This is a genomic window from Streptomyces sp. GC420, assembly GCF_009916105.1.
In the GTDB taxonomy this organism is placed as follows: Bacteria; Actinomycetota; Actinomycetes; order Streptomycetales; family Streptomycetaceae; genus Streptomyces.
On sequence record NZ_JAAAXQ010000026.1, the window covers coordinates 13,888 to 38,036 of the forward strand.

At 72.6% G+C, this 24,149-nt stretch carries 19 protein-coding genes and 1 pseudogene; 12 read left to right on the plus strand and 8 right to left on the minus strand.

What is annotated here, in order from left to right:
• Positions 1–11 precede the first annotated feature (11 nt).
• Positions 12–1,254: pseudogene (locus tag GUY61_RS05690) on the plus strand (RNA-guided endonuclease InsQ/TnpB family protein).
• A gap of 26 nt (positions 1,255–1,280) precedes the next feature.
• Positions 1,281–2,510 (plus strand): hypothetical protein, encoded by a 1,230-nt coding sequence (locus GUY61_RS05695; protein ID WP_166628942.1) that lies wholly within the window; start codon positions 1,281–1,283, stop codon positions 2,508–2,510.
• A gap of 411 nt (positions 2,511–2,921) precedes the next feature.
• On the opposite strand, the gene GUY61_RS05700 is transcribed toward GUY61_RS05695, so the two are convergent.
• On the minus strand, positions 2,922–3,209 hold the full coding sequence (locus tag GUY61_RS05700) for a hypothetical protein (RefSeq protein ID WP_166628943.1): 288 nt from the start codon (positions 3,207–3,209) through the stop codon (positions 2,922–2,924).
• A gap of 493 nt (positions 3,210–3,702) precedes the next feature.
• Here GUY61_RS05700 and GUY61_RS05705 point away from each other — a divergent pair, with 493 nt between their 5' ends.
• Entirely contained in the window at positions 3,703–4,185 is a 483-nt protein-coding gene (locus GUY61_RS05705) for a sortase (protein ID WP_166628944.1), read from the plus strand.
• 196 nt (positions 4,186–4,381) lie between these two features.
• Positions 4,382–5,080, plus strand: coding sequence for a class F sortase (locus GUY61_RS05710; RefSeq protein WP_166628945.1), 699 nt, complete (start codon positions 4,382–4,384; stop codon positions 5,078–5,080).
• Between the two features lie 214 nt (positions 5,081–5,294).
• On the opposite strand, the gene GUY61_RS05715 is transcribed toward GUY61_RS05710, so the two are convergent.
• Together GUY61_RS05715 and GUY61_RS05720 are read right to left on the minus strand one after the other, a co-directional pair.
• Positions 5,295–6,455 (minus strand): homoserine O-acetyltransferase, encoded by a 1,161-nt coding sequence (locus tag GUY61_RS05715; RefSeq protein ID WP_166628961.1) that lies wholly within the window; start codon positions 6,453–6,455, stop codon positions 5,295–5,297.
• Positions 6,452–7,813: a bifunctional o-acetylhomoserine/o-acetylserine sulfhydrylase gene (locus GUY61_RS05720; protein WP_166628946.1), complete on the minus strand. Its 1,362-nt coding sequence runs from the start codon at positions 7,811–7,813 to the stop codon at positions 6,452–6,454. Before GUY61_RS05720 ends, GUY61_RS05715 begins: the two co-directional genes overlap by 4 nt.
• Positions 7,814–8,568: 755 nt before the next feature.
• On the opposite strand from GUY61_RS05720, the gene GUY61_RS05725 reads away from it, so the two are divergent.
• A complete protein-coding gene (locus GUY61_RS05725; RefSeq protein ID WP_166628947.1) occupies positions 8,569–10,539 on the plus strand; it encodes a nitrate- and nitrite sensing domain-containing protein in 1,971 nt (656 codons plus the stop codon).
• Here GUY61_RS05725 and GUY61_RS05730 read toward each other — a convergent pair.
• The 4 genes from GUY61_RS05730 to GUY61_RS05745 form a co-directional block, all read right to left on the minus strand.
• Positions 10,534–10,905, minus strand: coding sequence for a helix-turn-helix transcriptional regulator (locus GUY61_RS05730; protein WP_166628962.1), 372 nt, complete (start codon positions 10,903–10,905; stop codon positions 10,534–10,536). The genes GUY61_RS05725 and GUY61_RS05730 overlap by 6 nt on opposite strands.
• Positions 10,906–11,106: 201 nt before the next feature.
• Positions 11,107–11,481 carry a hypothetical protein gene (locus tag GUY61_RS05735; protein ID WP_166628948.1) on the minus strand — a complete coding sequence of 125 codons (375 nt, stop codon included), beginning with the start codon at positions 11,479–11,481 and terminating at the stop codon, positions 11,107–11,109.
• Between the two features lie 251 nt (positions 11,482–11,732).
• On the minus strand, positions 11,733–12,422 hold the full coding sequence (locus GUY61_RS05740; RefSeq protein ID WP_166628949.1) for an alpha/beta hydrolase: 690 nt from the start codon (positions 12,420–12,422) through the stop codon (positions 11,733–11,735).
• A gap of 151 nt (positions 12,423–12,573) precedes the next feature.
• Complete coding sequence (locus GUY61_RS05745; RefSeq protein ID WP_166628950.1) at positions 12,574–14,376, minus strand: stealth family protein; 1,803 nt, start codon at positions 14,374–14,376, stop codon at positions 12,574–12,576.
• 263 nt (positions 14,377–14,639) lie between these two features.
• On the opposite strand from GUY61_RS05745, the gene GUY61_RS05750 reads away from it, so the two are divergent.
• Positions 14,640–15,317: a class I SAM-dependent methyltransferase gene (locus GUY61_RS05750; protein WP_166628951.1), complete on the plus strand. Its 678-nt coding sequence runs from the start codon at positions 14,640–14,642 to the stop codon at positions 15,315–15,317.
• A 95-nt stretch (positions 15,318–15,412) separates the two neighbouring features.
• On the opposite strand, the gene GUY61_RS05755 is transcribed toward GUY61_RS05750, so the two are convergent.
• Complete coding sequence (locus GUY61_RS05755) at positions 15,413–16,699, minus strand: CdaR family transcriptional regulator (protein WP_166628952.1); 1,287 nt, start codon at positions 16,697–16,699, stop codon at positions 15,413–15,415.
• A 155-nt stretch (positions 16,700–16,854) separates the two neighbouring features.
• Between GUY61_RS05755 and GUY61_RS05760 the strand changes: the two genes are divergently transcribed.
• The 6 genes from GUY61_RS05760 to GUY61_RS05785 all read left to right on the plus strand — a co-directional run bounded on the left by GUY61_RS05760 (position 16,855) and on the right by GUY61_RS05785 (position 23,943).
• Positions 16,855–18,375 carry a class I adenylate-forming enzyme family protein gene (locus GUY61_RS05760; RefSeq protein WP_166628953.1) on the plus strand — a complete coding sequence of 507 codons (1,521 nt, stop codon included), beginning with the start codon at positions 16,855–16,857 and terminating at the stop codon, positions 18,373–18,375.
• 95 nt (positions 18,376–18,470) lie between these two features.
• Entirely contained in the window at positions 18,471–20,327 is a 1,857-nt protein-coding gene (locus tag GUY61_RS05765; RefSeq protein ID WP_243766207.1) for a DUF3556 domain-containing protein, read from the plus strand.
• Positions 20,324–21,751 (plus strand): NAD(P)/FAD-dependent oxidoreductase, encoded by a 1,428-nt coding sequence (locus tag GUY61_RS05770; protein ID WP_166628955.1) that lies wholly within the window; start codon positions 20,324–20,326, stop codon positions 21,749–21,751. The genes GUY61_RS05765 and GUY61_RS05770 overlap by 4 nt, the downstream gene beginning before the upstream one ends.
• A gap of 670 nt (positions 21,752–22,421) precedes the next feature.
• On the plus strand, positions 22,422–22,757 hold the full coding sequence (locus GUY61_RS05775; RefSeq protein WP_166628956.1) for a Tat pathway signal sequence domain protein: 336 nt from the start codon (positions 22,422–22,424) through the stop codon (positions 22,755–22,757).
• The gene (locus tag GUY61_RS05780; RefSeq protein WP_208105609.1) at positions 22,754–23,365 is read left to right on the plus strand and encodes a class F sortase; all 612 of its coding nucleotides are present in this window, start codon (positions 22,754–22,756) and stop codon (positions 23,363–23,365) included. The genes GUY61_RS05775 and GUY61_RS05780 overlap by 4 nt, the downstream gene beginning before the upstream one ends.
• A gap of 86 nt (positions 23,366–23,451) precedes the next feature.
• On the plus strand, positions 23,452–23,943 hold the full coding sequence (locus GUY61_RS05785) for an RNA polymerase sigma factor (RefSeq protein WP_166628957.1): 492 nt from the start codon (positions 23,452–23,454) through the stop codon (positions 23,941–23,943).
• The last annotated feature ends 206 nt before the right edge of the window (positions 23,944–24,149 follow it).

The following is a 24,149-nucleotide window of genomic DNA, read 5'->3' on the forward strand; positions in this document are numbered from 1 at the left end:
GGATCGTGCTCGTGCAGCTCCGCTACAACTACCGGGCCTACCCGGACCGCCCAGCGCCGTGCGCTGGCGCGTGCGTTCGGGTGCGCCCGCGTGGTGTGGAACGACTGCCTGCGCGACAGGAAGGAAGCGCACGCGGCGGGGCTGCCGTACGTGAAGTCGGCCGAGCTGTCCCGGCTGCGCATCACCCAGGCCAAGCGCACCGCCGAGCGTGCCTGGCTCGCCGACGTGTCGGCGGTCGTCCTGCAACAGTCCCTGCGGGACCTGGACACCGCTTACAAGAACTTCTTCGACTCGGTCAAGGGCAAGCGACAGGGCCGCAAGGCAGGCCCTCCCCGGCACAAATCGAAGAAGGACACCCGGCAGTCGATCCGCCTCAACACCAACGCCTTCTCCCTCCAGGACGACGGCACGGTGTACGTGGCCAAGGTCGGCAACCTCAAGATCAAGTGGTCCCGCAGGCTTCCGGCCGCACCCACGTCCCTGACCATCACCAAAGACAGCTGCGGCCGGTACTTCCTCAGCTTCGTCGTGGACACCGAGCCGGACATCCTCCCGGAGGTGGAGGCAGAGTCCGGCATCGACCTCGGCCTGTCCGCCTTCGCCGTCCTCTCCGACGGGACGAAGATCAGCGCCCCGCGCTTCCTGCGCCGGGCCGAGAAGAAACTCAAGCGCCTTCAGCGGGAGCTGTCCCGCAAGGCCAGGGGACCGAAGAACCGGGCCAAGGCACGCATCAAGGTCGCATGCCAGCACGCCAAGGTGGCCAACCGGCGCAGGGACTTCCACCACAAGGCCTCCACACAGATCATTCGCGACAACCAAGCGGTGTACGTGGAAGACCTCGCGGTGTCCGGCCTCGGGCGCACCCGGCTCGCCAAGTCCGTGCACGACGCGGGATGGTCCGCGTTCGTCCGCATGCTGGAGTACAAGGCGGCCAGGCACGGGCGTACCTTCGCCAAGGTGGACCGGGCCTTCCCCTCCTCCCAGGTCTGCTCGGCCTGCGGATTCCGCGACGGCCCCAAGCCCCTGTACGTCCGGGAGTGGACGTGCGGCGAGTGTGGCACCGTGCACGACCGCGACCACAACGCAGCCCGCAACGTCCTGGTCGAAGGACACCGCATCGTCGCCGCCGGACGGGCGGAGACGCCAAACGCCCGTGGAGCGCCGGTAAGACGGGCACCCGTGCCCGCACAGCGCGGTGAAGCAGGAAGCCACCGGAAGGGTCAGACGACCCAGGCCGGAATTTCTGGACTTTAGGCCAGGGAGCACGTCAAGGTTCTGGGGTGATCACGACGAGCAGGGAGAGCGAAGCCGGGACGGCGTTGCTGCTGGCGGCGGCACCGGCCGGGAAGGGCCGGCTGATCGACGCGGCCAGTGCGTTGCCGGGACTGGCGGCCGTGGATCCGGGGGTGCTGACGGGAACGCGTACGGGCACCGTGGTGGAGCTTGCGGATCCGCTGGATCCGCAGACGGTGCTGACCCGGCTGCGGGCGGTGGCCGCCGGGCCGGGCCCGCTGTCGCTGTATCTCGCTGGTCAGCTCCATCTCGACGGAAGGCAGCAGCTGCCGCATCTGGCGCTGGCGCGTACGACGGCGTCGACGGTGCGGTACACGGGGCTGCCGTGGCACTGGCTGGCCGGGGAACTCGCCGCCCGCCGGCCGGGCACCACCACGGTGATCGTCGACCTGGTCGCCGAGGCCGCGGCCTGGCAGCACCTGGCGGGACACGGCCCGGGGCTGCCGCACGGCGTCCGGGTCTTCGGACGCATCGCCCCGCCGCCGCCGCGCCGCCAAGTGGCCGAACCGTCCTACCTCAAGGCGTGCGCGGCCGTCTGGCGCACGGGCGCCCGCCCCGCGCTCACCCGGCTGCACGAGCTGGCCGCCGCCCGGGCCGGGACCGGCGGCGCGATGCTGCTGTGCGCCGAAACCGCCACGGTCACCGCGGCACGCGCGGGCGACAGCCTCCGGCCGGAGCCCGCGTCCGCGTCCGGGCATGCGCCCCCATCCGCCCCCGTGCCCGCGCCTGTTCCGCGGCAACAGGGCCGGCCGCACGTCACCGCGCACGATCCCGCGCCGGACGCGTCCGACCCACATCCCGCGATCCTCGCCGCCGCCCGTGCCGGGCGCCACAGAGAGGCCGCCGCGGCCGCCGCGGCGTGGGAGCAGGAGGTCTGGCGCACCCACGGGCCGGGATCCGGACAGGCCCTGCACTGGCTGGAGGTTCGTGCGGACCTGGCACGGCTCGCCGGTGATCCAGGCCGCAGCTGCGAACTGTGGATGGCGGCCGCCGGCACCCGTCTGCGGCGGCAGCAGGCCCCCGACCACCCGGACGTAGAGGCCGCGGTGGACCGCGCCCACCACCAGTGGGAGCAACTGCGCGACACCGAACGCGCCCGCACGCTGGCCCCCGACCTGGTGACCCTGCGCCGCCGTGTGCCGGGCCGCCAGCGAGGGGCCCTGCTCCTGCTGCAACGGCGCCTCGAGCAGCTCCACGCCGAGGCCGGCCGTCGTTAGCTGCCGGACTCCGTTGTCCCTACGGCGCCCCGCCGCCCTCCCGTCCTCGTCCCCGGACTGCCCCTGGTCCCCAGGGCTGCCCCTCGACTCGCGAACGGACCCTCCGTGGAAGCACGCTGCCCTGCACGGCAGTTGGCCGATCACCATGGGGGAGGCGGACCCGGCGGCGGCAGGGGGCGGAGTCCTGGCCCACCTGACGGTCGAGCCGGCCGCCCGGCCGGGTGATTCCGTGTAGGACGTCGCCGCACTTCCCGAGATCTCGAAGGCGCACACCATCGCCGACAGTGCCTCGGCGCCGCTGAACTCGGCCGCTCCCCCCGCAGAAGGAAGGCCGCCGCCTCCCCGGGCGGAATGCGGCACGGCTCGCGCGGTGCCACGCCCGGGAATGCGGCGGCCGATGTGGCCGATGTATCAGAACCAGCCGAGGTCGATCTCCGGAGCGAAGTTGTGCGCGCTGTTGCCCCAGCCGGACTGGCAGATCACATTGCCATCGGCCTCATTGACGGGGCCCACGACAATGCCGCCCAGAACGAAGATGCGGGATTCCTGAGCGGTGTTTCCGCAGACGCTGCTCTGGACTTCGTGGCTGGTGGCGTGGTGGACCTCCTCCGTGCCGCCGGCGCTCGCGGCCGTGGCGGAGGTGGCCAGCATCGCGGCGGCACCGACGGCGACGACCGACATCTTTACGAGTGTGCGCATCTGTATTTCTCCAGACGAGTTTTCCGGATGGGTCGTCTTGTGATAGCGCTGACGTGCGTAGTGAAGCGATCATGAAACGCGCGTCACGGGCGGATTTCACCTCGGCGGCTCAACAATCCGCCGCAAACACCGCCGGCCTCAGTGGGCGTGGCCGTCGTCGGTGTGCCCTGACTCCGCACCGTCCGGTCGGGTTCCCGGCGGCCGGGCGCTCCGGCGGGAGGCCGGGCCGCCCGGTCCGGCCCGCCCCGGTGCCCGCCGGAGCGCCCGCCCACTCGCCGGACGGCCATCCGGCGTCTCTTCCGCGGCGGGCCCGCGCGGCGCTGACCTGTGTAAACGATCAACGGGATGGCGCCCCCTTCGCCTGCCTGGGCGCATGCGCCGCCACGAGTCGTGTTGCGGCCCCGGCGGTCTGTCGGTTGCCTCGTGAACAGAGCACAGCAGAGGTACCGCGCAGTCCGGCCGGACACTGCTCCATGGGAGGATTTTCGTGCGTATGAGAAGCGCTGCCGCCGCTACCGGCATGGCCCTTGGTGTCGTCGGCCTGTCGGCCGCCGCGGCAACCGCCGCCGGTGACCCGGAGGTCCGCATCGGCACCAGGCACGCTGCCCCGGGCTCGACGGTCACCGTCAGCACCACGGCTTGCGGCTCGGAGACCTACGGCAAGGGCCAGTCCGAGGTGGCGGGCATGTTCCACCTCTTCCCCGGGGAGGGCGAGGGCGTCCTCACCGGCACCTTCCGCGTACCGGAGGGCACCCGGCCGGGCAGTGACACGGTCATCCTGAAGTGCCCGCCCCGCGTCAAGGTCACAGGGTCCTACGACATCGTCCTGCGCAACCCGAGCGGGGCGGTCGAGGCGGGCTTCGGCTCCGCGAGCGACAGGAGCACCCAGCTGGTCGTGGGCAGCGTCCTGCTGGGCGGGGCCGCCGCCGGGGTCGCCGTCCGCGTGCGGCGCCGCATCGTCGCCACACCGGGCTGATGCGCCGCCCAGGCATCGGGCAACCGGCCCTGACAGCGCATCGGCCCCGCCGCTGACCTGTCGGCGCTTCCCTGACACGGCGTCGGACAGAACCGGGCCATCACGTCCCGGACCCGAACCCGGGACCGGTCCCCGGACCGGTCCCGGAGACCCCACGCACACGCTGACCAGCCCACGAATCGAGGGCTCCGCCACCATGGAAACCGGGCGCGGGGCGGCCTCCTCGCCTCTCTCGTTCACCCCTTCCGGCCGGCTCCTCGCCTGGGCACTGATCCTGGGCACCGTCCTCGTGGCCAATGGCGCACGCGACGAGGAGCCGCCGCGCCCCTCTGCCAGGCAGGGCTTCTCCGCCCCCGAAAGGCCGGCTCCCGCGGCCACCGCCACCTCCGCGACGCCCTCCCCGGCCCCGTCAGTGCGACCGCTGCCCCCGTCGCCGCCGGTCCGCATCCGTGTCCCCGCCGTCGGAGTGAGCGCGCGCGTGGCGGGACTTGCCCTCGACGAGACGGGAGCGCTCGAGGCTCCGCCGGCCGATCCGCCCGGCGTCGTCGGCTGGTACGCGGGCGGGACGACGCCCGGCTCTGCCGGCACCGCGGTCACCGCCGGCCATGTCGACACCACCGCAGGACCCGGCGTCTTCTACTCGCTCGGGGCGCTGGACAAGGGCGACGCCGTCGAGGTCCAGCGCGAGGACGGTCGTACGGCCGTCTTCACGGTGGACGCCGTGGAGCTCTACGCCAAACGGCACTTCCCCGACGAGAAGGTCTACGGCAGCTCCGGAAGGCCGGAACTGCGGCTGATCACCTGCGGCGGCGACTACTCGGAACACACCGGATACCAGGGCAACGTCGTGGTCTACGCGAGTTTGACCGAGGTGAGGCGCGGCCCGGACATCTGATGCCGCTTCACCACCAGGCGGATCGCCGCCGGCGACCGGGGGAGTGACACGCGGCGGGCGGCCGGGCGGGGCGAACCGAAGCCGTCCCGCCCTGGGACAGCGGTCGTCCCGCCCGGGGACTTCCGGCGCCGGCCGGCGCAGCCCCCCAGCCGACCGGCCCGCCGAGGGGCGGCAGTGCGGCCGAGTGCCGTCCGGGTCGCCCCGCTCGCCCCGCTCACCCCGGCGCGGACCCGAGCAGTTCCCCGACGAGGGCCCCCACCTGGTCCGTCTCGATCAGGAACCCGTCGTGCCCATGATGGGAGCGTATGACACGCAGCCGGTCGGCACCGGGTATGCCGTCCGCCAGCTCCGCCTGCTGGGCCGGCGGGTACAGCCGGTCGGAATCCACCCCGGCCACCAGCGTGCGTGCCGTCACCCGGCGCAGTGCGGCCCGGACGCCCGCCCTGCCGCGGCCGATGTCGTGACGGTTCATCGCCTCGTTCAGCACGACGTACGAACCCGCGTCGAACCGGCGTACCAGCTTGTCCGCGTGGTGGTCCAGGTACGACTCCACCTCGTACCGGCCACCGCGCCACGGATCCTCGGCACCCTGCGGCGCGCGGCCGAACCGGGCCTGGAGTTCGTCCTCGCTGCGGTACGTCACATGGGCCAGCCTCCGGGCCAGACCCAGCCCGGCGTGCGGACCACGCCCGGGCCCGGCGTCGTGGTAGTCGCCGCCCCGCCAGTGCGGATCGGAGCGGATGGCACGCAACTGCACACCGGTCCACGCGATCTGCTCGGCGCTCGCCGCCGCCGCGCAGGCGAGCAGTAGCAGCGAGCCCACCCGCTCCGGGTGTCCGACGGCCCACTCCAGCGCCCGCATTCCGCCCATCGACCCGCCCACCACGAGCGCCCAGCGCTCGATCCCGAGCGCGTCGGCCAGTCCCGTCTCGGCCAGCACCTGGTCGCGCTGCGTCAGGGCGGGGAATGACCCGCCCCAGGAGCGGCCGTCGGGTCGCGGCGAGGACGGCCCCGTACTGCCCTGGCAGCCGCCCAGCACATTCGGCGCCACGACGAACCAGCGGTCCGTGTCCAGGGCGCGGCCGGGACCGATCAGCGCGTCCCACCAGCCCGCCGTGGGGTGGCCCGCACCGGCGGGTCCCGCGGCGTGACTGTCGCCGGTCAGCGCGTGCAGCACGAGCACCGCGTTGGAGCGGTCGTCCGAGAGCCGCCCCCAGGTCTCGAACGCCAGGCGCGGGTCCGGCAGTCGGCCGCCCGCCTCCAGCGGCAGCGGCTGCCGGGGCTCGTACCACTGACGGTGCCCGGGCGGGTCCCCCTCACGCCAGGCCCCCGAGGCCGGCGGGAGGGGGACCCGGGTGACCGCTGCCGTGCTCAGGACGCCGCCTTCGCCGCGCGGAACCCGGCCTCCAGGTCCGCCTTGAGGTCGGCGAGGTTCTCGATGCCGACCGAGAGCCGCACCAGACCGGGGGAGGCGCCGGTGGCGGCGAGCTGCTCCTCGTCCAGCTGGCTGTGGGTGGTGGAGGCGGGGTGGATGATCAGGCTGCGGACATCCCCGATGTTGGCCAGGTGGCTGAACAGGCTCACTCCGTCCACGAAGCGCCTGCCCGCCTCGACGCCGTCCCGCAGTTCGAAGGACAGCACCGCGCCGGCGCCCCGCGGCAGATAGCGCTGCGCCGCCTGATGCCACCTGTTGGACGGCAGCCCGGGGTAGTGGACGGCGGCGACCTCGTCGCGCTGCTCCAGCCACTCGGCCAGCGCCTGGGCGTTGGCCGAGTGCCGCTCGATGCGCAGGCTGAGCGTCTCCACGCCCTGGAGCAGCAGGAAGGCGGAGTGCGGTGCGACGGCGGGACCGAGGTCCCGCAGCAGTTGCACGCGGAGCTTGACGGCGTACGCGCCCGGGCCGAGGGCCGGCCAGTAGCGCAGCCCGTGGTAGCCGGGGTCGGGCTCGTTGAAGTCGGGGAAGCGCTCGGCGCTCGCGCCGAAGTCGAAGGTGCCCGCGTCGACCACGACACCGCCGATGGTGGTGCCGTGCCCGCCGAGGAACTTCGTCGCCGAGTGCACGACGACGTCAGCGCCGTGCTCGATCGGCCGCAGCAGGTACGGGGTCGGCACCGTGTTGTCGACGATCAGGGGCACGCCCGCCTCGTGCGCGGCGTCCGCCACGGCGCGCACGTCGAGGACGTTGCCGCGCGGATTGCCCAGCGTCTCGGCGAACAGGGCCTTGGTGTTCGGCCGGACCGCAGCCCGCCAGGCGTCGATGTCGTCCGGGTCGGTGACGAAGGACACCTCGATGCCGAACTTCGGCAGGGTGTGGCGGAACAGGTTGTAGGTGCCGCCGTACAGCGAGGCGCTGGAGACGATGTGGTCCCCGGCGCTCGCCACGTTCAGGACGGCCAGTGTCTCGGCGGCCTGGCCCGAGGCGAGGGCCACCGCCGCGACGCCGCCCTCCAGCGCGGCGACGCGCTGCTCGAACACGTCCTGCGTGGGGTTGTGGATGCGGGTGTAGATGTTGCCCGGTTCGGCGAGGGAGAACAGATCGGCCGCGTGCTGGGTGTCGCGGAACACGAACGAGCTGGTCTGGTAGATCGGCACCGCCCGGGACCCGGTCGTCGGGTCGGGCACGGCCCCGGCGTGGATCTGCTTGGTCTCGAACGACCAGGCCGGGGTCCCGGGTCTGCCGGCCGCCTCCTCGGCGGTGTGACCGGCGGTGACGGAATCGATGGGCTGGCTCATGGTTCTCCCTCGGTACGGGGTGGTGCGTGCGCACGCTTCGGGTGGCGCACGGGTGTGCGGGAAGCCGGCCGGGCACAGGTGCATGCGGTCATGCGGGCACAGGGCATGTAGGTATGCCGGCACGCGGGTGCGCGGGCATACGGACACGAGGCTGCGCGGGCATGGGGACATGCGGACAGGCCTGGGGCCGGGGTGAGCGGGAGCCGTGCCCGGGGCAGCGGGCGTAAGGTGCCGGCGAACCCGGGGACGGCCGCGGCAGGGCCGCGAAAGGAGTGATCAGCTACCGGAAACGGCGGCAGGACACCGGGAACGCGGTGTCAGCGCTGGGTGCGACAACCCATGCTGGTGACACGCACGTAGTCCACGTGGCGACGGGTCACAAGCGGAATCATGCGCAAAGGAAACCACAAAGGGGTGCTTCCCACCAAGTTCCCGCCCGATCCGGTTCGCTTCCGGGTGAGACCGCTGCCCGGCCGCCCCGCCGGACCGGTGTGCCTCACCGACCCGGCCCCGGATATCTGACATACCCTCACACCACACCCGTACACATCGGTGAGGACCTGGGAACCGATGCCTTACGGCCGGGAAACCGTAGCCGGAGCCGGGCGCCCCTACCGTCACGGTGCATGACGGGGAACAACCCAACCACCGTGTCCGTGTCCCACCGGCCCGACCGAGCCGGCCCGGTCTCCCGATCCGGCCGTACCCCGCGACGTACGCGGACCCTCCCAGGCTGGCACACCATCCGCGGCCGCGTGGCCGTCGTGCTGGCCGTACCGACCTGCCTGCTCCTCGCCCTGGTCGGACTCGGCGTCGCCGACCGGGCCGCGGACTGGTCGGCCGCCCGGTCGACCGAGAGCGAGGTCGGCGTCCTGCTGCGGGTGCAGGCCCTCGTCCGCGAGCTCCAGCGTGAACGCGGACTGACCAACGGTCTCTTGGCCGGTGCCGAGGAGTACCGCGACGAGGTCGCCGCGCAGCGCCAACGCACCGACGAGGCCCGCGCCGGCCTGCGGGCCGCGCTCGCCGGTGACAGCACCGCGAGGGACACGGGCGCCGCCGCGTCAGCCGAGGACGCCCTGATCCCCCTGGGTGACCTCACCCCGACCCGTACCGAGGTCGACGCCGGTGTCGCCGAACGGGCCGGCACGCTCGCCTTCTACACCGACGCCGTCACCGCGCTGATCGACGCGGAGACGGCCACAGTGCCAGGCGGCGACCGGCGCACCGCCGACGGGGTACAGGCGCTCCATGCCCTGGCCCGCGCGACCGAGGCCGTCGCCCTGGAACGCGGCTCGCTCAACGGGGTGTTCGCCGCCGGCCGATTCCGGGCCGGCGAGTATCTGTCCTTCACGGAGACCAGGGCGGCCCGGCTCGCCTCCGTCGACCAGTTCGACCGGCTCGCCACCTCCGCCCAGCGGTCCGCGCTCGACACCGCGTTCAGGACGGAGGCCGCACACCGTGCCGCCGGATACGAGCGGAGCGCCGAGCGCGGTGCGGACGGATCGCGGCTGTCCGTCACGCCCCGGCAGTGGTGGGAGGCCATGACCACGCTCGTCGACGACCTGCACGGAGTGCAGCGGCAGGTCGGCGACGACCTGCGGGGCCGCGCCTCGGCGGCGGGCGACGCCGCGACCCGCCAGCTCCTCGGATTCCTCACGCTGGGTGTGCTGATCCTCGCCGTGGCCGTCGCCCTCGCGGTGTTCTCCGCCCGCTCCATCACGCGGCCACTGGGCGCGCTCGCGGACGAGGCCGACGAGGTCGCCGGCACCCGGCTGCCCCACGCCGTCAAGGGGATCCAGGAGACGGACCCCGACGAACCACTGGCCACCCGGACCCCCGAACCGGTACGGGGCACGGACGACCACCCCGCTCCCGGCAGCGCACAGGAGATCGGCCGCCTCGCAGCCGCGCTGCGCAATGTGGAACGCACCGCCGTCGGGCTCGCCGCGGAGCAGGCCCTGCTCCGTCGCAACAGCACGGAGTCGCTGGCCAGTCTCGGACGCCGCAACCAGGCGCTGATCAGTCGTCAACTCGGTCTGCTCACCACGCTGGAGCGTCAGGAACTCGACCCGGACTCACTCGCGGACCTCTTCCGGCTCGACCACCTCGCGACCCGGATGCGCCGCAACGCGGAGTCGCTGCTGGTACTCGCGGGGGAGGAGGCGCCAGCCCGTTCGTGGCCGGGCACGGTCACCGTGACCGAGGTGGTGCAGTCGGCGGCCGCCGAGGTTGAGGAGTACCAGCGGGTGTCGGTCGTGGCAATGGAGGAATGCCGTCTCCCCGGTCACGCCGTCGCGGAACTGTCCCACCTTCTGGCGGAACTCATCGAGAACGCACTGACGTTCAGCTCTCCCGCGCAACCGGTCGCCATTCACGGCTGGCGTGATGCCGACGAGTACTGCATCGCCGTCGTCGACCGCGGCACCGGTATGACCGCCGAGCAACTGGTCCGCTCCAACGCCCGGCTGTCCGGGCGGGAGTCCTTCCTGGTCGCACCCACCCGTTTCCTGGGTCACTACGTCGTCGGCGTTCTCGCGGCCCGCCTGGGCGCCCACGTCGAACTGCGCCCCACTGAGGGCTCCGAGGGCACTACGGCGTACGTCGCGCTGCCCGCTTCCCTGGTCCGGTGGCGTGACGCGCACCTGGTCACCGCGGCGGCGGACGGCGCCGTCACGGCCCGAACGGCTCCGGCCTCCCCGAGGGGCCGAGGGCACGACGGGTCATGAGGACGGGCGCGCACTGCCCGGCGTGAGCGCCGGGTGGACGTCGGCCTGGCGGAGCTCGGCGAGCAACTCGCTCTGCCCGGCCAGCAGTTCGGTGAGGATGCGGCGGGCGGCCCGCAGCAGTTCCGCCACATCGCCGCCGGCGAGCGCGTAGCTGACGGTGGAGCCTTCCCGGATGGACACCACGATCCCGGAGCGGCGCAGGACGGCGAGTTGCTGGGAGAGGTTGGAGGGCTCGATCTCGATCTCGTTCAGCAGGTCGCGCACGGGAACGGGCCCGTGCTGCAGGAGTTCCAGCACCCGGATGCGCACCGGGTGTCCGAGCATGCGGAAGAACTCGGCCTTGGCTTGGTAGAGGGGGACCTGCATGGTGAGTCGCTCGCTCCCTGTCACGTTCGACGGGCTGTGTCCGAAGCGGCGGCCCGGGAACGGCCGCCGCGGGCGGTGTCGTGCAAACCGATCCTGCAGGGTCCCGGCCCCGCACACCCATGGGATTGGCCTGATCTGGATGTGGCGAAATGAAGAAATCTTCAAGTCATGGGTGTGCGAAGGCCCGGAAGGATCGGCTGTCTACACTTCGAGATCGGCCTCGATGCGTGCGAGCTGGTGGCGGGCCATGGCCAGATTGGATTTCGCCTTGTCGAGCACGAGGTAGAGGAACAGTCCGTTGCCGCCGCGGCCCTTGAGGAGCCGGATGAGGTGGTACTGGGTGCCGAGGGTGATCAGCATGTCCTCGATGCCGTCCTTGAGGCCCAGGTGCTCCATGGTGCGGGCCTTGGCGCGGATCACGTCCGTGTTGCCTGCCGCGGCGACCGCCAGGTCGAGGTCCTTGCCGCCGCCCAGCGTGCCGAGCGCCATGCCGCTGGTGTAGTCGACGAGGGCGGCCCCCAGGGCGCCCTCGATCGAAGTCATCGTCTCCTTGAGGGAGATCTCCACATTCGCCATATCGGTCTCTGCTCCTCGTCACGGTGTCTCCGGGCGCCTTCGGCCCGGCCGGTGACCCGGACATTACGTACTGAGCCCGGCGGGAAGCCGGGTTACTCCGGTTCTGACAGAGGAGTATCGGAACGCTGTGCGATATGCGTTCTGTTGACCACCGATGCGCGTGCGGTGACCATTTGAGGTCCGTGCGGCGGTGCGGCTCCGTCGAACCGCCGGAGCCGCACCGCCGTTACCGGGCGGGGGCGCGGCCGGGCTCAGCCGGCCGAGCCGAGCGCGATCTTCGCGAGCAGCGCCGCGCACTCGCCGGGCGCCGACAGGAAGGGTGAGTGGTCGCTCGCGAGGCGGTGGACGGCGCCGGCCCTGGCCGCCAGGACCTCCTGTCTCGCCACGGGGATCGCCTGGTCCTGCTCGCAGATGACGTAGGTCGAGGGGATGGTGTGCCACCCCGCCCGCGTCAGCGGTTCGCTGAAGGACCTCGTGCTCTGCGGCACCAGCCGGGCGACCGCCGCCTCGGCCGCGGCCCGGGGCGTGTCACCGAAGAACAGCGGGATCGGGTCGTCCGGCACCGCCTCGAAGCCGTTCGGGTCCGGCGGCACCGGGGCGCCGTGGAAGCTCAGAAGACTCTCGCCGACGTCGAGCTGGAACGACGTCAGGTAGACCACGTGCGAGACGTTGGCCGCCTCCGCGACGGCCTGGGTGACGGGTATGCCGCCGTAGGAGTGGGCGACGACCACCACCGGCCCTTCGATGCGCCCCAGTTCCTCGAGCACCGCGCGCGCGTCGTCGTGGATACCGGCCGGCTGCCCGGCGCTGGGCAGGTCGACCGCACTCGTCGTCCAGCCGTCGGCGTCGAGCACGGATCTCGGCTCGTCCCAGCACCAGGAGGCGTGCCACGCACCGTGGACCAGAAGCAGGGCCGGACGGGAAAGTTCATCAGATTCCACAGCGATATCGCTCTCACGAAGGGGCGGGGGGCGCCGGGCGGCGCCGTCGAATCGACCCTAAAACACATCGGACACAGTGTCCAACGTCATGTCCGAGAGGCTGCGGAACGCGGTGGCCGTCCCTGGCGGAGGGCGCCGGCCCGCCCGGTCCTCACCGGGGCCGGTCGCGCTCGTACGGGCTCGGCACGGGGAAGTACGCGTCCAGGAAGGAGGTCGTCAGGGCCTGCTGGGCGGGCTGTTCCCGGGCCTCGGACACGGTGTCGTTCAGGCAGAACACCTGCCGGTCGCGACGGGCGAGCAGCGTCGCGAGGCGGGCGGCCAGGGCTGGGTGGGACACGTCGAGATAGGCGTAGCGCAGATGCCCCGGGACGGCGCGCGCCGTGTGGAACGCGTAGTAGTGGTGCAGCGAGGAGACGATGGACAGGTCGTCGACGCTGCGCAGCCGGTGCGAGGCGGTTGCCCGGTGGGGCTCGGGGAACCGTTCCTCGATCTCGTACAGGACACTGCGCCGCAGGGCGTGCGGGGTGTGCTTCATCTTGTGACTGATCATCGTGCCGAAGACCTCCTCGACGAGGGCCCGGTTGTTCTTGCCGGCAGCGGCCACGGGCACGTCCTCGGGCGACGGGGGGCCCGGCGGGATGAGGACCGGCGACGGGAAGAACTTCGTCAGGCCGTTGGCGAGGAAGAAGTCCTGGGGCACCGTGATCCCGCCCCAGAACACGTCGTCGTTGACGTAGAGGAAATGCTCCGACAAACCGTCGACATGGTGCAGCTGACTCTCGATGGCGTGTGAGTTGAACGTCGGCAGCAGGCCGGGATCGCTGAAGATCTCCTTGTGGGAGACGATCCTCAGGCCCGGCGCGGAAGTGTCCAGCCAGGCGGGCACCTGCTCGTCCGTGACCAGGTGGACCGTGCGGATCCACGGGGCGTACTGGCTCAGGGAACGCAGCGAATAGCGCAACTCCTCACGGTCCAGATACCGCGCAGCGTTGGCCGCCTCCTCGTGGTACGCCTCACCCGTGCAGGCGGCGCGGCGACGCAGCCACAGCGGATCGCTGCCGTCCACCCAGGTGTAGACGGCGTCCACCGGGAAGCGGATGTCCTCCGGGGCAGGGCGGGCGAACGCGGTGCGGGTCCGCACCCGGGGCAGCGGACTCCCGGCGGGCACCAGCGCGCTCATGCGCTCCTCGGGAACGGGGACAGGGGGGTCGGAGCGGAACACCTCCTCCGCCGTCCCGTTGGCGCGCGGTGCGACGAGGCGGTCCCCGTCGGCGGACCAGAACTCCACGTCGCAGCCGTACTTGGGGCCGAGCGTCAGCCGCCCCGTCGGATCGCTGTGGTACCAGGTCATCCGGATGACATCGGCCCGTCCGACGGCCCGCCAGGCGGCACGGGTGAAACCCGGCCGCGTGGCACGCCGCCGGCGCCAGCGGGCGTCCGGGACGCAGACGTAGCCGGGCGCCTCGCGGCACGCACGCTCCAGCGCGCGGTGCGCCGCGGCCCGGTCCTCGGCCGCGACGGCGACCACGGCCGAGCTGTCGCTGCGGCCGCGGACGCAGAAGTAGTCCACCCCGGCGCCGTCGAGGGCGCCGCGCACGGCGGCCGCGTTGGCGGCGCGGGCCCGCAGCGGGGAGACGTCCGGCCGCACGACGGCAGCCTTGGGGACCCCGCGGACGATACGCACGCCACGTCCGGGCCCGGTGCACAGGCCGGGACGCCGGTGGGCCAGGCACGCCGCCCGTACCGAGGCGGCCAAGGGCCGCACGGAGGGAACGGCGGCGAAGTGCCCCTTGACCCGGGCCCGGGCCTGCGGCGAGGTGCGGGCGACGAGTGCGCGGCGGAGCCGGACGGGCAAGAGGCGCCGGTACAGGCGCACCGGCCAGGTCCTGTCGATGTCGCGCGGCGGCGCGCCGGCCGGCCGGTTCGTACGCGTACGCTGCGCCGTATCACCCATGGGACGGCCCTCCTCGCACGTCGCGGGCCCGCATGCCCACTGTCCCGCGCCGCGCCGGGCCGGAGCCGGGGTCCACAGGGTCCCGCCGCGGGGCCGAACGGGCTTGACCGGCGGGCCGTTCGGGGCATGGGAGGATCCGCCGGGCTGCCGGGCTGCCGGGCTGCCGGGCTGCCGGGCTGCCGGGCCGCCGGGTGCGGCCACCGCGCCCGAGCCCGTCGGCGTCGAGGGACCGCGGAGCGATCCTGCCCGGTAGGGTCCTCCGCGTGAGAGAGCCCTCCTACCTCGGCGCCGTACGGGATTCGTACGACGCCGTCGCCGCGGACTACGTCGAAATCGTCAAGACACCGGACCAACTCGACCCCGTGTCACGGGCGATGCTGGCCGCGTTCGCCGAACTCGTGAGGACCGCAGGCCTCGGGCCGGTCGCGGACCTCGGTTGCGGACCCGGCCGGGTGACGGCGCACCTCGCCGGGCTGGGACTGACCGCGTTCGGCGTCGACGTCTCGCCGAGAATGATCGAGCTGGCCCGGCATGCCTTCCCAGGGCTGCGGTTCGAGGTGGGTTCGATGACCGCGCTGGAGATCGGGGACGAGGAACTCGGCGGTGTCCTCGCCTACTTCTCCATCCACCACACACCGCCGGAAGTACTGCCGGCGGTGTTCTCGGAATTCCACCGCACGCTCGCCCCCGGTGGCTGCCTGATGCTGGGCACCCACGCGGGAGACGGCGAGCGGTGGCGTCCCGCGCGAGCCTACGGAGGTCATGAGGTGTCCTACGTGTGGTACCTGCTTCCGCCGGACCGAATCGCGCAGCTGCTGCGGGACGCCGGGTTCGTCATCACCGCCCGGCTCGCCCTGGAGCCCGTCGGGGGAGGGAAGAGACCGAGCGTCGCCCTCCTGGCACACAAACCCGCAACGGGCGGGCCGTCCTCGTCCCCGTGAGGACCACCGCGCGCTCCGGCACCCGCGCGGACGGCTCCCGAGGGGGCGTCTTCCGAGGGGGACGGGCTCCCGCGGGGGCGGCTTCCGCGCGGCGGTCAGACCAGGACCGAATCGCCGAGCCAGTGTGCGGCCAGCAGCGCGGTGCGGACGTTGAAGTCGTCGTCGAGGCTCTTCGCACCGCCCGGCAGCAGCGCCGTCACCTGCTGCACCCGGTACTGGATGGAGTTGCGGTGCAGGTTCATCGCCTCGGCCGTGGCGGAGTGGCTGCGGTGACGGGTGAGGAAGACCCGCAGGGTCTCGCGCAGCATGGCGTTGCGCGTGTTGCCCCGTGCCAGCTCTCCCAGCGTCCCCGTCACGAACTCGCGGACGGCTTCCACGTCCCCGGCCATCAGGGCGATCGGCGCCAGGTCGTCGTAACGAACCCACCGCCGCTCCGGTGCATGACGGGCACCGGCACCCGCGGCCCCGGCGCCTCCGCCCCCGCCCCCGGCACGGGCGGGGTGGACGGCGAGGATCTCCTTCACCTGCGCGGCCTGCCGCGCCGAGGCGCGGAAGCCGGCCGGACCGGCACCCGGACGGCCTACGGACGCGTGCAGCGGACAGCCCGGCGGCGGCCGGAGGGCGTCGAGCCCCTCGCCGGCTCCGGCGGGCAGTGCCAGCCACAGCCGCGACTCCTGCTCGTCGGTGGGTACGACGAGGCAGGCACGGGCGCGCAGCACCGACGCCGCGTGCGCACGCGCCTCCTCCACCGCGGAGAGCACTTCGAAAGAGCTCATCGGCCGGGCCGGCCACAGAGTGAACGCGACGTGGACCGCGTCCAGCGGATAGCGCAGTGCCCGCTCTGCCTGCGCGTGGTCGACCGTGCCGCCGCCGAGCAACTCGTTGACCCACTGCTGGCGAACACCACTCTGGCTGGCCACCCTGCGGTCACGTTCCAGTTCGTACGTGCGGCCCACCTGCTCGCAGACCTGGTCGATGAACTCCGCCGACCGCCGGACCAGCCCGACCACCAGCGGCACCCGGTCCTGTGCGGGCAGTCCGTCGAGCCCGGCGAAGGCCACGTCGAGGAACCTGGAGTGCCCGATGCGGTAGGCGCGTATGAGCGCGGACAGGGGGACGTCGCGCTGGGCCAGCATCCGGGCATAGGCCAGCGCGGCGTTCGGCGCCTCCAGGTACTCGACGCCGATGCCCTCGCGCAGGAAGTTCACCGCGGTCACGATGTTCTCGGTGATGCTCGCCTCGAGGAGGGAACGTGAGGCGGCGTCGTGGTGGAGCGCGCTGATCTGGACGCGCGTCAGTCGCATCAGTTCCGCGATGAGCTCCTCGCGTACCGCGAGGAGCCGGTCCGCCGCCTCCGCGAGAAGCGCCTGCTCTGTCGACATGACCCGCATCGTAGAGGCAGACCCGCCCGGGAGGTTTGTGCGCGGAGCACGAGGAGCCGCCAACATCTTGTGGCGCGCATCCGTGGCCGCCGTCACACGCCCGGGCATACCTTCGCCTGGATCTCGACCATCGACGCTCCGAGGTGCAAGCCCCCATGAACCTGAGCCACCTTCCCACTGTGCGCCGCGAACAAGCCCCGCACGCTCCGGCCGTCGGAGACGACACCCACGGCAGCCTTTCGAACGCCGGCTTCGCGGACCTGATCGAGGCGTACGCCCGGCACTTCGCCGCCCGGGGGATCGGCCGCGGCGACGTCGTCGCCGTCAAGCTCACCAACCGGGTCGAGCTCGTGGTGGCCCTGTTCGCCGCATGGCGCCTGGGGGCCGCGCTCACACCGGTCAACCCGGCCCTGACCGCGGTGGAGACGGCCTACCAGCTCGCCGACTCCGGAGCGGAACTCGTCGTCACCGAGGAGCCTTCCGCGGGCCTGCCCGGCTCCGTCACCGAGGTGACGCTCGCGGAATTGGCGGAACTGGCGGAACCGGCGGAACCGGCGGAATCCGGACCCGCCGCCGGCGCGGCACTGCCGGACCTCCCCGCGGACCGGGACTCGGGACTCGACGACCTCGCCCTTGTCATCTACACGAGCGGCACCACCGGACGCCCCAAGGGCGTCGAACTCACCCACCGCAACCTCGACGCGATGACCGCCGCCATGATCGAGGGGATGAGACTCACCGAGGAGGACCACAGCCTGCTCATCCTGCCGCTGTTCCACGTCAACGGCATCGTCGTCAGCATCCTGTCACCGCTGAGGGCGGGCGGACGGGCCACCATCGTGGGCCGCTTCAGCGCGCGGAACTTCTTCGAGGCGGTGGAGAAGGCCCGGCCCACCTACTTCTCAGGCGTCCCCGCCATCTACGCCATGCTGTCGAACCTGCCGGCCGAGGTGCGGCCGGACACCTCCTCACTCCGCTTCGTCGTCTGCGGCGCGGCGCCGATGCCCCCGGGCCTCATCGGCGTGGTGGAGCAGCGCTTCGGCGTGCGGCTCATCGAGGGGTACGGCCTGTCCGAGGCCACCTGCGCCTCCACGGTCAATCCGCTCGACGGCGTCCGCAAGCCCGGCACGGTCGGGCTGCCGCTGCCCGGCCAGACCGTGGCGATCATGGGTGAGGACGGGCGGCCGGTCACCGACGGCGGCATCGGCGAGGTCGTCGTCAGCGGCCCCACCGTGATGCGCGGCTATCTCGGCAGGCCCGAGGAGACCGCGAAGGCCGTCCGGGGCGGATGGCTGCACACCGGGGACGTCGGCCGGCTCGACGAGGACGGCTATCTGATCCTCGTCGACCGCGTCAAGGACATGATCATCCGAGGCGGGGAGAACATCTACCCCAAGGAGATCGAGACCGTCCTGCACGAGCACCCGGCCGTCCTCGAAGCCGCCGTCGTCGGACGCCGCGACGACATCCTGGGCGAAGTCCCCGTCGCCTTCGTCTCCGTGCGGGACGGCGCGGCGCTCACCGCGCCGGAGGCCAAGGAACTGCTCGGCGCGCGGCTGGCCGCGTACAAGATCCCCGTCGACGTCCTCCTCCTTCCCGAGCTGCCCAAGAATCCTGTCGGCAAGATCGACAAGCCCGCGCTGCGCCGCCTGCTGTCCGCCCCCACCGCCGGGTGACCGGCGCAGCAGCCCCAACTCCCTCGCGGCGCACCCACTGCTACGAGCACCAACGAGTCGAGAGCGATGAGGACAACGAGGTTTCCATGGGATTCATGAACCCCCAGCTGCCGCCCGTCGACGCAAGCACCTTCCGCACCCTCCCGCGCGGCGAGCGCGTGCAGATCCTCACCCGGCACTGGGTCGAGCACGGCTTCGGCACCCCGTACGCCGTGTACCTCTTCTACGTCGTGAAGTGCCTGCTCTACGCCGGCGGGGCCGCCTGGGTGATCTCGCTGACCCCCGGCCTCGGACCGCTCACCGACCCCGCCGCCTGGTGGTCGGAACCGATCGTCTACCAGAAGCTCATCGTCTTCACGCTGCTGTACGAAGTGCTCGGCCTCGGCTGCGGGTCCGGCCCGCTGACCTCCCGCTTCAACCCGCCGATCGTCGCGCCGCTGTACTGGCTCCGCCCCGGCACCGTCCGGCTGCCACCGTGGCCGGACAAGGTGCCGCTGACGCGGGGCGACCGCCGTGCCCCGGCCGACGTCGTGCTCTACGCCGCCGTGCTGGCCTCGGCCGTCTGGCTGCTGAGCCGACCGGGCGACGGCACCACGGTGAAGGGCTTCGGGGACGTCGGGCTTCTCGACCCGCTCGCGGCCGTCCCGCTCGTCGTCTCCCTCGCCGTGCTGGGACTGCGCGACAAGACCCTCTTCCTCGCAGCCCGCGGTGAGCAGTACTGGCTGTCCCTGCTGATCTTCTTCTTCCCCTACCCGGACATGTTCATCGGCTTCAAGCTCGTCATGCTCGGGCTGTGGTGGGGCGCGGCGACCTCGAAGCTCAACCACCACTTCCCGTTCGTGGTGGCGACGATGATGAGCAACGCACCGCTGGTGCGTCCCGCCCGCCTCAAGCGGCTCCTCTACCGCGACCACCCCCACGACCTGCGCCCCTCACGGCTGCCGTTCCTGCTGGCCCACGTCGGCACCGTCACCGAGTACGCCGTCCCGTTCTACCTGGTCTTCTTCGGCGACGGTGGCTTCTGGACCTGGGCCGCCCTGATCTACCTGGTCGTCTTCCACACGCACATCTTCTCGACCGTGCCCATGGGTGTGCCGCTGGAGTGGAACATCTTCTTCGTCTTCTCGCTCTTCCACCTCTTCGGCGCCCACGCCGGAGTGACGGTCGGTGACCTGGGGTCCCCCTGGCTGCTCGCTCTCCTCCTGCCGGGCCTGGTGGTGCTGCCGATCCTGGGCAACGTACGGCCCGATCTCGTGTCGTTCCTGCCGGCGATGCGCTACTACGCGGGCAACTGGGCAACCAGTGTCTGGCTGTTCAAGGGCGACGCCCTGGACCGCCTGGAAGCCGGGCTCACCACCGCATCCCGCCTCCCGGCCCGTCAGCTGGAGAGCCTCTACGACGCGGACACCGCCATGGTCACCGGTCAGAAGGTGTTCGCCTGGCGGTCGATGCACTCCCACGGCCGCGCGCACAACGGACTCGTCGACCGGGTCACGGACGGCCAGGACGACATCGAGGTCATGGACGGTGAACTCGTCGCGGGCTTCGCGCTCGGCTGGAACTTCGGCGAGGGCCACCTGCACGACGACCAGCTGCTGAGGGCCGTCCAGGCCCGGTGCGGCTTCGCGCCCGGCGAGGTCCGGGTGATCTGCCTGGAGGCGCAGCCCATACACCGGCAGACCCAGGACTACCAGGTCCACGACGCCGCCCTCGGACTTCTGGAGCGTGGCCACGTCAAGGTGCGCGACATGCTCGACCGCCAGCCCTGGCCCACCGACGGCCCTGGCTATCCGGTGTACGACGTGGAGTCCTTCGGCCCGCTGCGTCCGTCGGCCGGGGACCTCCCGGGCACGTCGGCGGAGGGCCCCGGCGCGGGCACGGCGGGGGAGAGCTCCGGCACGCCGGCGGAGGGCCCCGGCGCGGGTGTGCCGCCCCGGGGGACGACGGCATGACCTCGGCACTCGTCGTCGGCGGCGGTCCCAACGGACTCGCCGCCGCGGCCCTCCTCGCGAAGGCCGGCCTCCGCGTCACACTCCTCGAGGCGGCGGACGAGGTCGGCGGCGGAACGCGCAGCCACGAGGCACTGCTGCCCGGGCTGCTGCACGACCACTGCTCGGCCGTCCACCCGATGGCCGTCACCTCTCCCGCCCTGCGGTCGCTGGACCTCGCCCGCCACGGGCTCCGCTGGAGGCTGCCGGAAGTCGACTGCGCGCACCCTCTGGACGACGGATCGGCCGGAGTGCTCCTGCGGTCCGTGGAGGACACCGCCCGCATGCTCGGCGTCGACGGCGCCCGCTACCGGGCACTCCTCGCACCGTCGGTACGCGACTGGGAACTGCTCGCCGAGGACGTGATGGGCCCGCTGCTCGGCGTCCCCGGGCACCCGCTGCTCCTGGCGCGGTTCGGCCTCCCGACCGTACTGCCCGCCACGCTCCTCGCCCGGCTGTTCCGGACCCCGCAGGCCCGGGCGCTGTGGGCGGGCGTCGCGGCACACGCCTGCCGTCCGCCGTCCCGCCCGCTCAGCTCCGCGATCGGCCTCGGTCTCCTCACAGCGGGTCACCACGCGGGGTGGGCCGTCGCCGAAGGAGGCTCACGGTCCATCGCCCGCGCTCTGGAACGGGTGCTGAGCGAGCACGGCGGCGAGGTGCACACCGGCGTCCGCGTCACCCGCGCCGCGCAGTTGCCGCCCGCCGACGTGACGCTCCTCGACCTCGACCCCGGGCAGGTCGCCCGCATCTACGGCGACCGGCTCCCCCCGCGGGTCAGGGCCGCGTACACACGGTTCCGGCGCGGCCCCGGCGCTTTCAAGGTCGACCTGGCGGTCGAGGACGGCGTGCCGTGGACGAACCCGTACGCGCGCCGTGCCGGAACCGTCCATCTCGGCGGCGCGGCGGCCGAGATCGCGCAGGCGGAGAAGGACGTGGTGGCCGGGCGGATGCCAAAGCGCCCGTTCGTCCTCGTGGGCCAGCAGTACCTGGCCGACCCCTCGCGGTCCGCCGGGAACACGCACCCCGTCTGGACGTACGCCCACGTGCCGCACGGCTACGACGGCGACGCGACCGAGGCGGTACTGCGCCAGCTCGAGCGGTTCGCACCGGGAACCCGGGAACGGGTCACGGCCCTGCGCGTCACACGGCCCGCCGACTTCGAGGCCGCCAACCCCAACTTCGCGGGCGGCGACATCCTCACCGGCGCAGAGACCGTCCCCCGGCTGATCCTCGGCGCCCGGCCCGCCCGCGACCCGTACTCCACCGGTCTGCCCGGCGTGTTCCTGTGCTCGGCCGCCACCCCGCCGGGGCCCGGGGCCCACGGGATGTGCGGCGCGGGAGCGGTGCGGTCCGCGCTGCGCCACCTCGGAGTCCTGCGGCCCGGCTGAGTGGGGCCTCGCCGCCCCGGCGCCGCCGTCCGGGGCGCGGCTGTCCGGGGCGGCTGTCCGGGGCGGCCGGGGCCGGGCCCGCTCCGGCCGGACGCGGGTGCGAGGTCCCGGTCGGGGCGGGCGTCTCGGACGTGCGCGGCCCCTGGGGCTCAGGAGATCCATGACCGGGGTGGGCCAACCCTTCGCCGGCTCTTTCCGTCCCCGGGTGCGGACGAGACGCTCAGGAACGATCAGGCGCCACCCGGGAGTCCGAACCGGAGGAGTCGCTGCGGCTCCTGATGAACCCCTACGACGACTCCGACGAACCGCGGCAGGGCCCGGTGCTCACGGGCCGGACCGGGGCGCCCCGTCCTAGTGCCGCGTCAGCCGAGGTTCGCCCCGTCGCGACGCCCGGCACGGCACTCCCCCGCAGCCCTCCGGGCGCGGGAGGTGCCCCCACGCTGGCTCGCCACTGTGACTGATGGACGGATCGACACCGGCCGTCCGGAGCGGCCGCCCTCGCCGCGGTGTCGCTGCCGCGAGCTGCCGAGAGGCCGGGCGCTCGGCGGCGGCTTCTGGCGGCTTTGCCAACCCTTTACAACTCGGTCCGCTGCTGCCTCGTCTCTCCTCTCGATCCGCAACCCAGCCCGCCGAGCAGGAGCGCGGGCGGACCGACGAAAGAGAGCGATTCATGCGCCGAACTGTCCTCAGCGCCATGGCACTCGCGTGCACCGCCGTGCTCGCGAGCACGGCGCCCGCGTTCGCCGACGGGACGACCCCGCCCCCGGTTCCGAGCGAAGCAACCGCCGAGCCGTCCCCGGTTCCGAGCGAAGCACCGGCCGAGCCGTCCCCGGTTCCGAGCGAGGTCTCCGTCGTACCGAGTGGAGCCCCCTACACCGGTGTGAAGCCGGAGCCGGAGCACTCCACAGCCGGGGGCGGGCTGATCGGCGGCGGTGCCGCCGCGGGGTTCGCCCTCGGCGGTGCGGCGGTCTACCTCGTACGTCGCCGGCGGGCGACCGGGGCATGACCTTGCCCTCCAGGCGCGCATTCGCCACGGCGGCGATGGCCTCGTTGCTCGTGGGCTGCGGCGGCCCCCGGGCCGGACAGGACACGGGCGAACAACCCCGGAGCACGCCGCCGTCTTCGCGGCCCTCCGCGGGGGCGGCGGATGCCCTCGGGCGTTCGGTCCCGGTGCGCTTACGGATCCCGGCCATCGGGGTCGACACCCCGGTCATGCAGCTGGGGCTGGCCGCTGACGGCACGGTGGAGGTGCCGCCGATCACGGCGGACGACCCGGCGGGCTGGTACCGGCACTCACCGACGCCGGGTCAGATCGGCCCCTCGGTGATCCTCGGCCATGTCACGGTCGGCGACTACGGGGACGGGGTCTTCCGTCACCTCGCGCGGTTGCGGCGGGGCGAGCGGATCGTGGCGCGCCTGGAGAACGGCACGGCGGCGGTGTTCACCGTCAGCGCCGTACGGACGGTCGCCCAGGCGGACTTCCCGACGGACGCGGTCTACGGGAACGTGGGCCGTCCGGAGCTGCGGCTCATCACCTGCGGCGGCCCCCGTTCCGGTGACGGGTACCGCGACAGCGTGATCGTCTTCGCCGTGCTGAGTCCGGCCGGCCCCTGACCCGCGACCCGGATCCTGGGCCGGCGGGCCGTACGCCGGCGGCCCGGGGTCCTTCCCCACGAGTGCCCTCATGACCATGGAGAGCGTTGAAACGGTCCCGCGAGCAGGCAGCGTCCGAGCTGTTCGCCGCCCTCTACCCGCGCCTCGCCGGCTGGTGCCGCCGTCTGGTCGACGACGACGAGACGGCCCACGAGATCGCCTCGGAGGCGTTCACCCGGCTCTGGGCCCGCTGGACAGCCGTGGCGGAGCCCCGGGGCTTCCTCTACGTCACCGCGGCCAACCTCGTCCGGGACCACTGGCGCAAGCTCGAGCGCGAACGCAGAGCCGTGCACCGGGCCACCGCCGAGGCCGCGGTCCACCCGCAGACCGAACAGGCCGACCCGTCAGTACGCCTGCTCGTGCAGTCGCTGCCGGAACGACTGCGCGTCCCGATCCTGCTGCACTACTACGCTGACATGCCGATCCGGGAGGTGTCCGTGCTGACCGGGCGCAAGGAAGGAACCATCAAGGCCGACCTCCACGCGGCCCGAGAACTGCTCCGTGCCCATCTGAGGGGAAGCCTTGATCACACACTCTGACGACGGTCCGGACTTCGAACCCGACGACCCACTCGCCGTCATCCTGCGGCCCACCAGGTGGCCTTGCCGGTCAGCCGCATCACCCCGGCCAACCAGTACAACATCGACTACTCCGTCCTCGGCACCGGCCGCATCGAACCCCTGCTGCGCCGCATCCGCAACGAGATGGCCGGCGCCGGACTCGTCGTCGAGTCCGCGAAGGGCGA

What these genes read in the sequence shown, in the direction of transcription:
- GUY61_RS05710 (WP_166628945.1), top strand. Translation starts at nt 4,382, where the DNA reads ATGGAAACCGGGCGCGGGGCGGCCTCCTCGCCTCTCTCGTTCACCCCT.
- GUY61_RS05720 (WP_166628946.1), bottom strand. Translation starts at nt 7,813, where the DNA reads ATGAGCCAGCCCATCGATTCCGTCACCGCCGGTCACACCGCCGAGGAG.
- GUY61_RS05745 (WP_166628950.1), bottom strand. Translation starts at nt 14,376, where the DNA reads ATGGGTGATACGGCGCAGCGTACGCGTACGAACCGGCCGGCCGGCGCG.
- GUY61_RS05775 (WP_166628956.1), top strand. Translation starts at nt 22,422, where the DNA reads ATGCGCCGAACTGTCCTCAGCGCCATGGCACTCGCGTGCACCGCCGTG.
- GUY61_RS05700 (WP_166628943.1), bottom strand. Translation starts at nt 3,209, where the DNA reads ATGCGCACACTCGTAAAGATGTCGGTCGTCGCCGTCGGTGCCGCCGCG.
- GUY61_RS05765 (WP_243766207.1), top strand. Translation starts at nt 18,471, where the DNA reads ATGAACCCCCAGCTGCCGCCCGTCGACGCAAGCACCTTCCGCACCCTC.
- GUY61_RS05730 (WP_166628962.1), bottom strand. Translation starts at nt 10,905, where the DNA reads ATGCAGGTCCCCCTCTACCAAGCCAAGGCCGAGTTCTTCCGCATGCTC.
- GUY61_RS05755 (WP_166628952.1), bottom strand. Translation starts at nt 16,699, where the DNA reads ATGTCGACAGAGCAGGCGCTTCTCGCGGAGGCGGCGGACCGGCTCCTC.
- GUY61_RS05770 (WP_166628955.1), top strand. Translation starts at nt 20,324, where the DNA reads ATGACCTCGGCACTCGTCGTCGGCGGCGGTCCCAACGGACTCGCCGCC.
- GUY61_RS05760 (WP_166628953.1), top strand. Translation starts at nt 16,855, where the DNA reads ATGAACCTGAGCCACCTTCCCACTGTGCGCCGCGAACAAGCCCCGCAC.
- GUY61_RS05735 (WP_166628948.1), bottom strand. Translation starts at nt 11,481, where the DNA reads ATGGCGAATGTGGAGATCTCCCTCAAGGAGACGATGACTTCGATCGAG.
- GUY61_RS05705 (WP_166628944.1), top strand. Translation starts at nt 3,703, where the DNA reads ATGAGAAGCGCTGCCGCCGCTACCGGCATGGCCCTTGGTGTCGTCGGC.
- GUY61_RS05780 (WP_208105609.1), top strand. Translation starts at nt 22,754, where the DNA reads ATGACCTTGCCCTCCAGGCGCGCATTCGCCACGGCGGCGATGGCCTCG.